Consider the following 13,817-nt stretch of genomic DNA (forward strand, 5'->3'; position numbering starts at 1 on the left):
TGGCCGGAGGAATAGCTATGGGGCAGGATCTGGTGCTGTACGGCTACTGGCGCTCAAGCGCCGCCTACCGCGTGCGGATCGCCTTGAACCTCAAGGGCTTGCCGTACGAGTCCGAGGCCGTGCACCTGGTCAACCATGGCGGCGAGCAGCATCTGCCGGACTTCCAGGCCTTGAACCCGCAGGAGCTGGTGCCAGCCCTGGTCGATGGCGGACGGGTCTTCACCCAGTCCATGGCCATCATGGAATACCTGGACGAGACCCGTCCCGAGCCGCCGCTGCTGCCTTCAGACCCGGTCGGGCGGGCACGCGTGCGCGCGCTGTCACAGGTGATCGCGTGCGACCTGCATCCGCTGGGCAACCTTCGGGTGCTCCAGTACCTGACCTCGCAACTCGGCGTGGACGATGCCACCAAGGGCGTATGGTCGCGCCACTGGATCAGCCTGGGCCTGCAGGCGATGGAAACGATGCTGGCGGGCAATGTGGCGACGGGCCGGTTCTGCCATGGCGATACGCCCGGCATGGCCGATGCGTGCCTGGTGCCCCAGGTCTATAACGCGGTGCGCTGGAAGCTGCCGATGGATGATTACCCGACCATCCGTCGCATCCATGCCGCTTGCGAGGAATTGCCAGCGTTCCAGCGGGCGGCACCGGAAGCACAGCCGGACGCGCCGGCGGCGGCCTGATAACCCCTCACCGTCATTCCGGCGGAAGCCGGAATCCAGTGCCTTTAGGCTTTTCACCATCCGTGCAAAGGCCCTGGATTCCGGCTTTCGCCGGAATGACGGTGAGGGAGGCCTGCTTGTGTCGAGCGGCGGGCTTTTAGAAACCCAGCCCGTACGGGTCGTTGCCGACCAGCTCAGTGCTTTCGGTATTGCCGCCGCTGTCGGACAGACGCACCTTGAGCGCCAGGCCATCGCGCGAGTCGGCCTTGTTGAGCGCTTCTTCGAGCTCGATGCGGCCTTCCTTGTAGAGGCGATACAGCGACTGGTCGAAGGTACGCATGCCTTCCTGCAGGCTGCGATCCATCGCTTCCTTCACGTCATGCACCTGGCCACGGCGAATCATGTCGCGGATCAGCGGCGTGTTGAGCAGCACTTCGGTGGCCGGCAGGCGGCGACCGTCCTTGCCGATCACCAGGCGTTGGCTGATCACCGCGCGCAGGTTGAGCGCCAGGTTCATCAGCACGTTCTTGTGCGCCGATTCCGGGAAGAAGTTGAGGATGCGCTCCAGCGTCTGGTCGGCGTTGTTGGAGTGCAGCGTGGCCAGGCACAAATGACCGGTTTCGGAGAACGCGATGGCCGCTTCCATGGTGTCGGTATCGCGGATTTCGCCGATCATGATCACGTCCGGCGCTTCGCGCATCGCGTTGCGCAGGGCCTCGTGATAGCTGTGCGTGTCCAGGCCGACTTCGCGCTGGTTGACGATGGATTTCTTGTGGCGGTGCAGGTATTCGATCGGATCCTCGATGGTGAGGATGTGGCCCGAGGAATTCTGGTTGCGGTGATCGATCATCGCCGCCAGCGTGGTCGACTTGCCCGAGCCGGTGGCGCCCACCACCAGGATCAGCCCGCGCGGCTCCATGATCAGCTCACGGAAGATGCTCGGCAGCTGCAGCTGGTCGATGCTGGGGATTTCGCTCTTGATGGCACGGATGACCATGCCCACTTCGCCGCGCTGCTTGAACACGTTGATGCGGAAGCGGCCGGCTTCTTTCACCGCCAGCGCCATGTTCAGCTCCAGGTCGCGCTCGAACTGCGGTACCTGGCCCTCATCCATCAGCGAATAGGCGATTTTCTTGACCATGCCGCTCGGCAGGCCGGTATTGCCCAGCGGGTAAAGCTTGCCCTCCACCTTGATGTTCACAGGGGCGCCCGTCGTCAGGAACATATCCGACGCGCCCTTGTCAACCATTAGCTTGAGGAAATAACCGATGTCCACTCGAATCCCCTAGTTCCGTGCGCATTGCTAAAGTGGATTATGCCCGCCCACAATACGCTGTGACACTCTGAGAGGACTGAGTGATGGTGCACATCTTTTCCCCGCCACGGCAGCGACCCCAGATCGCTCGCCTGACGGCTTCAACCCTGGCGCTGGCCATGACGCTGGCGCTGGCGGGCTGCGCGTCCGCGCCGCCGCCGGACGGGGTCATGAATCAGGCGCAGATGCAGCTGCAGGCGGCACGGGATGCCGACGCGGCGGTCTACGACCCGATTGACCTGGGCAACGCCCAGGACAAGTTCCAGCAGGCCCAGAACGCAATAGCCAAGCGCGATTACGACGTCGCCGCCCAACTGGCCGACGAGGCCAGGGCTAGCGCCGAACTGGCCCGGACCAAGGCCCGCCTGGGCGCCGCCCGGTCGCAGATCCAGAACAAGACGTCGGCGAACCAGCAGCTGCGCGAGCAGATCGAACAGTCCCTGGCCGACCAGCAACAGCAGAACCAGAGCCAGGCTTCCGGCCTGCCGCAACAGCAGCAGACCGGCGATATGCCGGCGCCGGCGAGTTCCGCGCTGGGCGAGCCTGTGCCGCAGGGGCAGGGCTTCCAGACCTACCCGCAAAATCCCAATCCCGACCAGCCGGCGCCCCCGTCGAGCACTGACCAGGGAGGCCATCTATGAAACATCTGACCCTCCGCCTTTCGACGCTGCTGCTCGCAGTGGCCGCCGTGGGCAGCGTCCATGCGGCCAAGGACGATATGGACGTCGCCCGGCTCACCAACAGCCTCGACCAGCTCTCCAGCGATCCGTCCATCGGCACCTATGCCCAGGCTGAGCAGGCGCGTGCCCGTGATGCCGTGAACCAGTTGGCCCAGGCCCGCTCGCGCGACCGCGTGCATGCGCTGTACATCGCCGAGCGCCGCGTCGATCTGGCCCGCGCCACGGCCCAGCTGCAGGATGCGCAGCTGCAGATCGGCAAGCTTGATCGCGAACACGACCAGATCCAGCTCGACGGCAGCCGCCGCGAGACGGAAATGGCGCGCCGCGAACTGGAACGCCAGCGCCTGCAATACCTGGCCGCCCAGGAAGAGTCGGCCCGCCAGCTTGCTGCGGGTGCCGAAGCCGCCGCGCAGGCCCAGGCCCAGGCCGACCAGGCCAAGAAGCTGGCCGCCGCCCAGGCCAAGGTCGCCAATGCCGCCAAGAAGCAGGCGGACCTGGCCGCGCAGGCCGCGCGCGCCATGCGCCAGCAGATGCAGGGCGACAGCACGACCAACAAGGATCAGGGCAAGTAAATCTTGCGGGGTTCGGTTGCTACGAAGGCCGGCGGGCCAACTCGCCGGCCTTTGTTTTTGTCCGCCGGTGGTTGAGACATTGCCGGTGGCGACGGGCTCTGTTCAAATTTCGCGACGCCAGCGTTCGACTTCCGCAAAAGACTGTTCTGGCAGCCTTTTTTAGGAAAGTTCCGCTATTTCTGGCGGCTCATATGACGCTTGCATGACCCCAGATCGGGGAGTAGGGTCAAGTTCCCAGGGGCATCTCCGCGCCTGGGTCACCGACGTGAGTCATGCGCCCAACCTTCCTCCTTCATCGATCTCCATGGACCGGACAACCGGCATGGATGGCGGGTGCGTGTGCGTGATTCCTCGTCAGCGGGTGCCCCCAAGGTGTCCGCCGTACTCTCAAGAGGAGGTTCCATCATGTTTGAAAACCAGCAGCGTGATGATGTCGAAGCTTTGATGAAGGCCGATGCCGAATTCCGTCGGCTTTACCAGCATCACAAAGAACTCGACAGCAAGGTGCACGACGCCGAAATCGGCGTGCTTCCCATCGATGACATGACGTTATCGGGCATGAAGAAGGAGAAACTCCACGCGAAGGAGCGACTCCAGCGCATGTGGGATAGCCGAGCGCACCACATCAACTGAATCTGCGACGTTTTCGCATGAACGCGGCCCCGGCGCCTGACGGCTCCGGGGCCGCGCTGTTTCTGGGGTCGGCGAAGGCTGAGAGCCGCTCGGTTATCATCGTCCTCCCGAGCGGTCGCCAAGAAGCAGCCGCTGCCTACAGGAAGGAGTTTTTATGTCGGTCCACAACAGTGTCCTTGAACTGATCGGACGTACCCCGATGGTACGCGCGCAGCGCCTGGACGTTGGACCGTGCGAGCTCTTCCTGAAGCTGGAAAGCGCCAATCCCGGCGGCTCGGTCAAGGACCGCATCGGCCTGTCGATGATCGAAGGCGCCGAGCGGGCCGGCCGGATCCGCCCGGGCGACACCCTGGTGGAAGGCACGGCCGGCAACACCGGCCTGGGCCTGGCCCTGGTCGCGCAGCAGAAGGGCTATCGCCTGATCCTAGTGGTGCCCGACAAGATGAGCCGCGAGAAGATCTTCAACCTCAAGGCGATGGGCGCCGAAGTGGTGCTCACGCGCTCGGACGTGGCCAAAGGCCATCCGGAGTACTACCAGGACATGGCCGAGCGCATCGCGCGCGAAACGCCAGGCGCCTACTTCATCAACCAGTTCGGCAACCCGGACAACCCGGCCGCGCATATCGCCACCACCGGCCCGGAAATCCTCGAACAGCTCGATGGCAAGGTGGATGCCATCGTGGTCGGCTGCGGCTCCTCGGGCACGCTCAGCGGCCTGTCCAAATTCTTCGCCGAGCATTCGCCGAACACCGACTTCGTGCTGGCCGATCCGGTCGGCTCCATCCTGGCGCAGTACATCAACGAAGGCGTGCTCTCGACCAAGTCGGGCAGCTGGATGGTCGAAGGCATCGGCGAGGACTTCCTGCCGAGCATCAGCGACTTCACGCGGGTGAAGAAGGCCTATGCCATCCCCGACAAGGAAAGCTTCCTGGCCGCGCGCGAGCTGCTGGCGAAGGAGGGCATCCTCGGCGGCTCGTCCACCGGCACGCTGCTGGCCGCTGCCTTGCGCTATTGCCGCGAGCAGACCAGCCCTAAGCGCGTGGTCACGCTGGTATGCGACACCGGCAACAAGTACCTGTCGAAGATGTACAACGACTACTGGATGCTCGACAACGGCTTCATCGAACGCGAGCAGCATGGCGACCTGCGCGATCTGCTGCTGCGTCCCTTTGCCCAGCGCGACACCGTGGTGATCGGCCCGAACGAGCTGTTGATGACGGCGTACACGCGCATGAAGCTGTACGACGTCTCGCAGTTGCCGGTGATGGACGGCAGCCGGCTGGTCGGCATCCTTGATGAATCGGACGTGCTGATGCACGTGCATGTGGACGAAGCCAGATTCCGCGACCCGGTGTCCACCGCCATGATCACCAGCCTGCACATGCTGGATGTGCGCTCGCCGATCGAATCCTTGCTGCCGGTGTTCGACCGCGGCCACGTGGCCATCGTGGTGGACGGCGAGCAGTTCCTGGGCCTGATCACCCGCATTGATCTGCTGAACTATCTACGCCGCAAGGTGCATTGAAGACCATGTAAGCGTGCGTCCAGCATAGGCCATCGGATCAACCGCCCATGGCCCCGAAAGTTTGCTGAAATCGGCTGCGGCCAAAGTCGCGGTTTCGCGATCGTGACTGGCCGCGTTCGTTCTAAGGAGTAACAGCTCATGTGTGGAATCGTTGCCGCCGCCGCCCAGCGTGACGTGGCCCCCTTGCTCATTGCCGGCCTCAAGGCGCTCGAATACCGCGGCTACGATTCGGCGGGCCTGGCCGTTTTGGATCGAGGCGAAGTCCAGCGCGTGCGAGCCAAGGGCAAGGTCCGCGAGATGGAAGCGCTGTACCTGGCCGATCCGTTTCCCGGCGGCACCGGCATCGCGCATACGCGCTGGGCGACGCACGGCGTGCCCAACGAGGCGAATGCGCATCCGCACATGGCCGGCAGCGTGGCACTGGTGCACAACGGCATCATCGAGAACTACGCCACGCTGCGCGCGGACTTGCAGGCGCGCGGGCATGTATTCACCTCGGAAACCGATACCGAGGTGATGGCTGCTCTGATCAACGAACACGTGCAGTCCGGCGTGAGCCTGCGCGCAGCGGTGCTTGCCACCGTGCGCGAGCTGGAGGGCGCCTATGCGATCGCCGTGATCAGCAGCACGGAGCCGGGCCGCGTGGTCGGCGCGCGCCACGGTGCGCCGCTGCTGGTAGGCGTGGGTATTGGCGAGCACTTCCTGGGTTCGGACGCGCAGGCGCTGATCCAGGTCACCAACAAGATCATCTATCTCGACGAAGACGACGTCGCCGAGATCACCCGCGACCAGGTGGAGATCTTCAATCTCGACGGCCAGCGGGTCGAGCGTTCCATGCACGAGAGCGAACTCTCGGCCGACGCGGTGGAACGCGGCGAGTATCGCCATTACATGCAGAAGGAAATCTTCGAGCAGCCCCACGCGGTGGCCGCGACGCTGGAAGCGCGCATCGGTCCGCATGGTGTGTTGCCGAATATCTTCGGCGTGGACGGCGACGAATTGCTCGCCAAGGTGCGCGGCCTGCACATCATCGCCTGCGGCACCAGCTATCACGCGGGCCTGGTGGCCAAGTACTGGATCGAGGAACACGCACGCCTGCCGGTAAGCGTGGAAGTGGCCAGCGAATATCGCTATCGCGAAGCGGTGGTGCCCGAAGGCACGCTGTTCGTGGCGATTTCGCAGTCCGGCGAAACGGCCGACACCCTGGCGGCGATGCGCGAGTCTCGTCGTCGCGGCTACCTGGGTACGCTGGCGATCTGCAACGTGCCCGAATCCTCCGTGGTGCGCGAAGCCGACCTCAAGCTGATGACGCGTGCCGGCCCTGAAATCGGCGTGGCTTCCACCAAGGCCTTCACCACGCAGCTCGCCGCGCTCGCCCTGCTGACGCTGCATCTGGCGCATCAGCGCGGCATGGACAACGCGCGCTATATCGATCTCTGCGCCCAGCTGCAGCATTTGCCGCGTGCGCTAGAAGATGCGCTCAAGCTGGAGCCGCAGGTGATCGACCTGGCCGCGCATCTGATCCATCGCCAGCATGCGCTGTTCCTGGGGCGCGGTGCGCAATACCCCGTGGCGCTGGAAGGCTCGCTCAAGCTCAAGGAGATCTCGTACATCCACGCCGAGGCGTACCCGGCAGGCGAGCTCAAGCACGGCCCGCTGGCGCTGGTTGATGAAGACATGCCCGTGATCGCCGTGGCCCCCAACGGCCCGCTGCTGGACAAACTCAAATCCAACCTGCAGGAAGTACGCGCCCGCGGCGGTGAGCTGCTGGTGTTCGCCGACGGCGAAGCCAGCCTCGAAGGCAACGGCGCCCGCGGCGTCACGCTGCGCATCAACGGCGGCGGCGATTTCATCGCCCCCGCCGTGTTCACCGTACCCCTGCAGCTGCTCGCCTATCACGTGGCCGTGCTGCGCGGTACCGACGTGGACCAGCCGCGTAATTTGGCGAAGTCGGTGACGGTGGAGTAGGGCAGTATTCTGCAACAACAAAAAAGCCGCGCTTCTGCGCGGCTTTTTTGTTTCAGGCGACTTCTGTACTCAAGATCGGCCGTAGACGTCTTCGAGTCGGACGATATCGTCTTCGCCCAGATAGCTGCCTGATTGCACCTCGATGAGTTCGAGGGCTACCTTTCCGGGATTGCGCAGGCGATGGACGCTGCCCAACGGAATATACGTGCTCTGATTCTCACTGAGCAGGAATACCCGGTCGTCGCAGGTCACCTCGGCCGTGCCGGAGACGACAATCCAGTGCTCGGCGCGGTGATGATGCTTCTGCAAACTCAGCGCGGCGCCAGGTTTGACGACGATACGTTTGACCTGGAATCGGTCGCCGGCCTCGATCGAATCGTAACTACCCCATGGGCGCCGTACCGCGCGATGTAGTGAGTGCTCGCTACGACCCGAGGCCTTCAACTCATCCACGACGCGCTTGACGTCCTGGGCTGAGTCGCGATGAGCCACGAGGGTCGCATCGGGGGTGGTTACCACGATCATGTCGTCAAGACCCACCGTGGCTACAAGGTGGCGATCATGCGAGCGAACCAGTGTATTGCGCGAATTGATGGCGATCGTATCGCCCTCGCGCAAGTTTCCTTGGGCGTCCTTGTTGCCGGCAAGCCACAGCGCCGACCAGGAGCCAATATCGCTCCACTCGCAGCTGACCGGCACCACTGCGGCCCGCTTGGTTTTCTCCATGACGGCGTAGTCGATCGAGTCGTCTGGAACGTCTGCGAACAGTTCTTTGTCGAGGCGAATGAAGTCGAGATCGCTCTTGGCCGAAGCGAAGACCGCGCGCACCGCTTCAAGCATCTTGGGCGCGTGGAGGGCGAGCTCCTCGAGATAGCGGCCGGCTTTGAACAGGAACATGCCCGAGTTCCAGTCATAGCCCCCGTCGGCTACGTACGATTCGGCCGTCTCCTGGTTGGGTTTTTCGACAAACCGTTCAATACGGTAAGCGGACGTATTGATGGACTCCGCACGGCGGATGTAGCCAAAGCCGGTCTCTGGGCGGCTGGGGCGGATGCCGAATGTCACCAGCCAACCGTCCTGGGCTGCCGGCAACGCGCTTCGTACGGCGGAGACAAAGCTCTCCGTATCTCCGATCAAATGATCGGCCGGAAGCACTAGCAATACTGCTTCGGGATCGCGAGCTGCGGCCTGCATGGCGCCCAGGGCAATGGCAGGGGCCGTATTTCGCGCGACAGGCTCCAAAATAATGGTCGCGCCGTCGACGAGGGACTCAAGCAACTGATCGGCAACCAAAAAACGATGGTCGTCACTGGCCACGACAATGGGCGCGCCCACATCGGGGAGTTGCTCGGTACGGGCTACCGTCTGCTGAAACAGCGTTCCGTCACCGCTGAGCGGAAGAAACTGCTTTGGCAGGTTTTTGCGGGATATCGGCCATAGCCGGGTGCCGCTGCCGCCGCTGAGAATAAGGGGAATCAGCATGATGGTCCGTTTGCCTCTACATAGAGCTCATTAATAACTTCATCCAGGCCAACTTGCCAATCAGGCAATGCGAAGCCAAAACGCTGGCTAAAGGCCGAATTGTCCAGTACTGACCAGGCGGGCCGCCTTGCCGGCGTCGGATAGCCGTCAGTTCCGATGGGCACGATTTTAGGCGCACATGGAAGCAATCCGGCACTTATAGCTTGATGGAAAATCAAGGTAGCGAAATCATGCCATGTCGCCATCCCGCTGGAGACGACATGATACGTTCCCACCAGGGTGTTTCGCACGGTGGGCGTAGCGCCAACCCAGTAGTCCAGCGCCGCAAGGGTTGCCTCGACAATCAGGTTTGTACTTGTTGGCGTACCAACTTGGTCGCTGACAATCGACAGTTCGGCGCGCTCGCGACCCAATCGGAGCATGCTTCTCAGAAAGTTGTGTCCGTGGGCTGCATAGACCCAGGCAGTGCGGAAGATGAAATGCCTTGCCCCGCTTGCCTGCAATGCGTGTTCGCCGGACAGCTTGCTTCGTCCGTACGCGTTGATCGGGGCGGTCGCGTCATTGACGGCATATGGTTCGCGCTTGTTGCCGTCGAACACGTAATCCGTTGAGTAGTGGACAACCAGCGCATCGTTGGCCGCCGCCCATTCGCCGATCACTCGAAGGGCACTTCCATTGATGCGCGTGGCGAGCGACTCCTCTTTTTCGGCCAGATCCACTGCGGTATAGGCCGCAGCATTGACGATCAGGCCTGGCTTGATGCGTTCCAGCAATTGCGTCAGCGCAGCGGGTTCGGAGAGGTCGGCTGCGTTGACGCTGGAGGCTGACTCACATAAGCCATCGCGTGTTGCCAGAGCAACCTCTCCAAAGCGGGCCAGTCCGCCGTTTTTCACAAACGAGCGCCCAAGCTGACCGTTGGCTCCGAGTAGCAATACTTTCACAACGAAAGAGCCGGGAGCCGATCTTTCGCAATGTCTTGCAGCAGCGGTGCCCGCAGATCCTTGGCAGATAGAACGGGCATGCTGATTGGCCAGTCGATGGCTACATCTGCGTCATTCCAGCGAATGGCACAATCTGCAAGCGGGTCATACAGGCGGCTGCATTGGTAATTGAAAGTCGCGGTCTCGGATAGAACGCAAAATCCGTGGGCGAATCCTTCAGGAATCCATAGCTGCCTATGATTTTCTGCACTCAGGATGATTCCCGCCCACTGACCGAAGGTCGGCGAGCCACTACGAATATCCACCGCAACGTCATAGACCTCACCTTCAAGTACGCCGACCAGCTTTGCCTGTGGGTTTGGCCATTGGTAGTGGAGCCCGCGGAGCACGCCGCGCGTCGAACGGGATACGTTGTTCTGTACGAAACTTACATTGATGCCTGCCTCACGAAAGCGGGCATCGTTGTAACTTTCGTAAAAGTAGCCACGCTCATCTTTGAAAACACGAGGCTCTAGAATTAACACCCCCGGAAGGGAGGTCTCGATGACCCTCATTGATCGCGTTCCTGCTCGAGCAGCGACGATAGATATTTGCCGTAGCCGGTTTTGGCCAAGGCCGCGGCTTGCTGTCTCAGCTGGTCGGCGTCAATCCAACCGTTTACAAACGCAATCTCTTCCGGGCAGCAAACTTTGAGGCCCTGCCTGTTTTCTATCGTCTGAATGTAATTGCTGGCTTCGATCAGCGAATCGTGGGTACCGGTGTCCAGCCAAGCGAATCCGCGGCCCAGCTGTTCAAGCCGTAGCGAGCCGTCTTCCAGGTAGCGGCGATTCAAGTCGGTGATTTCGAGCTCACCGCGTGCTGACGGTGCCAATCCTGCGGCGAGATCACAGACCCGGCCGTCATAGAAATACAGCCCGGTCACAGCGTATTGGGATTTGGGGGACGCCGGCTTTTCCTCGATATTGATCACCTGGCCGTTCTTGTCGAATTCGGCGACGCCATAGCGTTCCGGATCCTTGACCCAGTAGCCAAAGACAGTCGCCCCGTGCTGTTGCATTGATGCACGCTTGAGTCGCTCGGTCAGGCCGACGCCATAGAAAATGTTGTCACCCAGGACCAGGCAGCTTGGTGACCCGTCGAGGAAATCCTTGCCGATGATGAATGCCTGGGCCAGGCCATCGGGTTCGGGCTGCACTGCGTACTCAATTTTTATGCCCCATTGCGAGCCGTCCTTTAGAAGACGCTGGAACAATGACTGTTCATGGGGGGTATTGATTACCAGGACCTCACGAATACCTGCCAGCATCAGGGTGGCGAGCGGGTAATAGATCATTGGCTTGTCGTACACGGGCAGCAGCTGCTTGCTAATCGCCTGCGTGATGGGATGCAGCCGCGTACCCGCGCCACCCGCCAGAATGATGCCCTTTCGGGTAGTCATGCGCCGATCCTTTCCAGTCGGTAGCTGCCATCCAGCACATGCTGAACCCAGGTCTGATGAGACAAATACCAATCCACGGTTTTCGCGATGCCCGTCTCGAAGGTTTCAGAGGGACGCCAGCCCAATTCATTCTGTAGCTTGCTCGAGTCGATGGCATAGCGACGATCGTGACCAGGGCGATCTTTAACGTGAGTGATGAGAAGCTCTCGTTTCGTTGCATTGGGCAAAGGCGTTCGCTGGTCCAGCAGCGCACAGATGGTTCGCACGACACTTATATTTTCGCGTTCTGCATTGCCCCCGACGTTATAGGTTTCGCCTACACGCCCAGCTTCGAGAACACGGCGAATGGCCGTGCAGTGGTCCCCGACGAACAGCCAGTCCCGGACGTTCAAACCATCGCCGTAGACCGGCAATGGAGCGCCCTCAAGCGCCTTCTGAACGATCAGTGGAATGAGCTTTTCGGGGAACTGATAGGGCCCGTAATTATTTGAACAATTCGTCGTAAGAGTGGGCAGGCCATAGGTGTGGTGGAACGCCCGAACCAGATGATCGGAGGCAGCCTTCGAGGCGGAATAGGGCGAGTTGGGCGCATAGGCCGTCGCTTCAGTGAACTTGCCTTCGGCCCCAAGGGAGCCGTAGACCTCGTCAGTCGACACGTGAAGGAAGCGGAACGCCTCCCTTGGGGCGCCCTCCAGGCTGCGCCAGTAGTCGCGGGCGCATTCCAATAGGCCAAGCGTGCCAACCACATTGGTTTCGATGAAGGCGGCGGGGCCATCGATCGAGCGATCGACGTGCGATTCCGCCGCGAAATTGACAATGGCGTCCGGCTGAAATTCTCTCAGCAGCTCTGCAACCAGAGTTCGATTGCCAATGTCTCCATGGAAAAAGCGGTGGCCATCATTGCTTTGCAGAGGCTCCAGGGTCTCCATGTTCCCGGCGTATGTCAGCTTGTCGAGATTGATGACACGAAAGCCGTCAGCAACTGCGCCTAATACGAAGTTAGCCCCGATAAAGCCGGCGCCGCCGGTGACTAGCACAGTTTTTGTAAAATTTCTGTGGTGGCTCATGGATTATTGGGGATCCTATTCACGGCATGACGAGCACGGCGCGGGGCAACGGTTAGTGAAAATTATCCGCAATGATGCCTGTAGTTGATAAACCGACCAAGCCAGTCGATTCGTCTTTCCTCCTGACCCGCACTCCAGGAAGCTTTGTGAACAGGCAGTCATAGTCTGATCGGCAATTGAGCAGGCTAAGGGTAAGATGTCCGCCTTTAATAACCTTTGTAAGGCCCCGCCGGGGCCACGAGCGGACCTGATGAAAACTGGTGGAAAGCGACAGAAGTTGGGTTTGGGCACCTTGGCCATCCATGCTGGGCAGCAACCTGACCCCTCAACAGGGGCCATCATGACGCCGATCTACGCCACATCCACCTATGTCCAGGCCAGTCCCGGCAAGCACAAGGGGTTTGAATACTCGCGAACGCAAAATCCTACACGCATGGCCTATGAACGTTGCGTGGCCGAGCTGGAAGGGGGCAAGGCCGGCTTTGCCTTTGCTTCAGGCCTGGCAGCCGCGGCTACCGTTCTCGATCTGCTCGACTCGGGTAGCCATGTGATCGCGATGGATGACCTGTACGGTGGCAGTTACCGCCTGTTCGAGCGCGTCCGTCGCCGGTCTGCGGGTTTGGATTTCACCTTTATCGATCTCAATGACATGCAAGCGCTCAAGGCAGCGCTCAAGCCCAACACCCGGATGATTTGGGCAGAAACACCGACCAATCCCATGTTGAAGCTGGTCGACCTTGGCAAGATAGCGGCGTTCGCGAAGAAGCACGGGCTGATTCTGGTAGTCGACAATACGTTCTGCTCGCCCATGCTTCAGCGTCCGCTTGAGCATGGAGCGGATCTCGTGTTGCACTCGGCCACCAAGTACTTGAACGGCCATTCGGACATGGTCGGTGGCATTGTCGTCGCCGGCAGCAACGAGTTGGCCGAGCAGATGGCATTTCTGCAGAACTCAGTCGGCGCAGTCTCCGGTCCGTTCGACAGTTTCCTCGCCATGCGCGGGCTAAAGACCCTTCACCTGCGTATGAAGGCACACTGCGAAAGTGCGCTCGAGCTTGCCAAGTGGCTGGAAACGCATCCTCAGATCGAGCGCGTCATCTATCCCGGCCTCAAGAGCCATCCGCAGCACGCGCTGGCCCGCCGGCAGATGGACGGCTTCGGCGGCATCATCAGCGTTGAAGTGAAGGGCGGGCTGAAGAAGGCTCGCCGCGCGCTTGAGCGCTGCCAGTTGTTTGCGCTGGCCGAATCGCTGGGCGGTGTGGAGAGCCTGATCGAGCACCCGGCGATTATGACTCACGCTTCGGTTCCCGCGGCCAATCGCAAACGGTTGGGCATCAGCGACGGCCTGATCAGGCTGTCGGTTGGCGTTGAAGATATCCGCGACTTGCGCAACGAACTCGAATTCGCGCTCGCATAAACGCTGGGCTGTTATTGAACAAGGGGGCCGGTGCCGTGGGGGCCGGCGACGCGATCCACGGCCGTAGGCATGTGGGTCGCGTTGGGAAGGGAATTCCTTCGGTCCAATCCTGCTGTG

At 61.4% G+C, this 13,817-nt stretch carries 13 protein-coding genes; 7 read left to right on the forward strand and 6 right to left on the reverse strand.

Annotated elements, in window-relative coordinates:
• Positions 1 to 17: 17 nt before the first annotated feature.
• The gene (gene maiA / locus AC1DMY_RS00745) at positions 18 to 683 is read left to right on the forward strand and encodes a maleylacetoacetate isomerase (protein ID WP_477163143.1); all 666 of its coding nucleotides are present in this window, start codon (positions 18 to 20) and stop codon (positions 681 to 683) included.
• Between the two features lie 136 nt (positions 684 to 819).
• Here the strand turns inward: maiA and AC1DMY_RS00750 are convergent, their stop codons facing one another.
• Complete coding sequence (locus AC1DMY_RS00750) at positions 820 to 1,938, reverse strand: PilT/PilU family type 4a pilus ATPase (protein WP_477163144.1); 1,119 nt, start codon at positions 1,936 to 1,938, stop codon at positions 820 to 822.
• Positions 1,939 to 2,021: 83 nt separating this feature from the next.
• On the opposite strand from AC1DMY_RS00750, the gene AC1DMY_RS00755 reads away from it, so the two are divergent.
• From AC1DMY_RS00755 to glmS, 5 genes are all read left to right on the forward strand, one after another.
• On the forward strand, positions 2,022 to 2,618 hold the full coding sequence (locus AC1DMY_RS00755; RefSeq protein WP_477163145.1) for a DUF4398 domain-containing protein: 597 nt from the start codon (positions 2,022 to 2,024) through the stop codon (positions 2,616 to 2,618).
• Positions 2,615 to 3,229: a hypothetical protein gene (locus AC1DMY_RS00760; protein ID WP_477163146.1), complete on the forward strand. Its 615-nt coding sequence runs from the start codon at positions 2,615 to 2,617 to the stop codon at positions 3,227 to 3,229. Before AC1DMY_RS00755 ends, AC1DMY_RS00760 begins: the two co-directional genes overlap by 4 nt.
• Positions 3,230 to 3,634: 405 nt before the next feature.
• Positions 3,635 to 3,862, forward strand: coding sequence for an HP1242/YdcH family protein (locus AC1DMY_RS00765; RefSeq protein WP_046972765.1), 228 nt, complete (start codon positions 3,635 to 3,637; stop codon positions 3,860 to 3,862).
• A gap of 154 nt (positions 3,863 to 4,016) precedes the next feature.
• Positions 4,017 to 5,387, forward strand: a complete 1,371-nt coding sequence (locus AC1DMY_RS00770; RefSeq protein WP_477163147.1) for a pyridoxal-phosphate dependent enzyme — start codon at positions 4,017 to 4,019, stop codon at positions 5,385 to 5,387.
• Between the two features lie 138 nt (positions 5,388 to 5,525).
• Positions 5,526 to 7,355, forward strand: a complete 1,830-nt coding sequence (gene glmS / locus AC1DMY_RS00775) for a glutamine--fructose-6-phosphate transaminase (isomerizing) (RefSeq protein WP_477163148.1) — start codon at positions 5,526 to 5,528, stop codon at positions 7,353 to 7,355.
• Between the two features lie 69 nt (positions 7,356 to 7,424).
• On the opposite strand, the gene AC1DMY_RS00780 is transcribed toward glmS, so the two are convergent.
• From AC1DMY_RS00780 to rfbB, 5 genes are read right to left on the reverse strand one after another with little or no spacing between them, the layout of a single operon-like run.
• Positions 7,425 to 8,837: a mannose-1-phosphate guanylyltransferase/mannose-6-phosphate isomerase gene (locus AC1DMY_RS00780; RefSeq protein ID WP_477163149.1), complete on the reverse strand. Its 1,413-nt coding sequence runs from the start codon at positions 8,835 to 8,837 to the stop codon at positions 7,425 to 7,427.
• Positions 8,831 to 9,778 carry a dTDP-4-dehydrorhamnose reductase gene (gene rfbD / locus AC1DMY_RS00785; RefSeq protein WP_477163150.1) on the reverse strand — a complete coding sequence of 316 codons (948 nt, stop codon included), beginning with the start codon at positions 9,776 to 9,778 and terminating at the stop codon, positions 8,831 to 8,833. The genes AC1DMY_RS00780 and rfbD overlap by 7 nt, the downstream gene beginning before the upstream one ends.
• Positions 9,775 to 10,332, reverse strand: coding sequence for a dTDP-4-dehydrorhamnose 3,5-epimerase (gene rfbC / locus AC1DMY_RS00790; RefSeq protein WP_477163151.1), 558 nt, complete (start codon positions 10,330 to 10,332; stop codon positions 9,775 to 9,777). Before rfbC ends, rfbD begins: the two co-directional genes overlap by 4 nt.
• Entirely contained in the window at positions 10,329 to 11,216 is an 888-nt protein-coding gene (gene rfbA, locus AC1DMY_RS00795; protein ID WP_477163152.1) for a glucose-1-phosphate thymidylyltransferase RfbA, read from the reverse strand. The genes rfbC and rfbA overlap by 4 nt, the downstream gene beginning before the upstream one ends.
• A complete protein-coding gene (rfbB, locus tag AC1DMY_RS00800; RefSeq protein ID WP_477163153.1) occupies positions 11,213 to 12,283 on the reverse strand; it encodes a dTDP-glucose 4,6-dehydratase in 1,071 nt (356 codons plus the stop codon). The genes rfbA and rfbB overlap by 4 nt, the downstream gene beginning before the upstream one ends.
• A 250-nt stretch (positions 12,284 to 12,533) precedes the next feature.
• Here rfbB and AC1DMY_RS00805 point away from each other — a divergent pair, with 250 nt between their 5' ends.
• A complete protein-coding gene (locus AC1DMY_RS00805) occupies positions 12,534 to 13,700 on the forward strand; it encodes a trans-sulfuration enzyme family protein (RefSeq protein WP_477163154.1) in 1,167 nt (388 codons plus the stop codon).
• The last annotated feature ends 117 nt before the right edge of the window (positions 13,701 to 13,817 follow it).

The organism is Dyella sp. 01L423 (assembly GCF_056399945.1).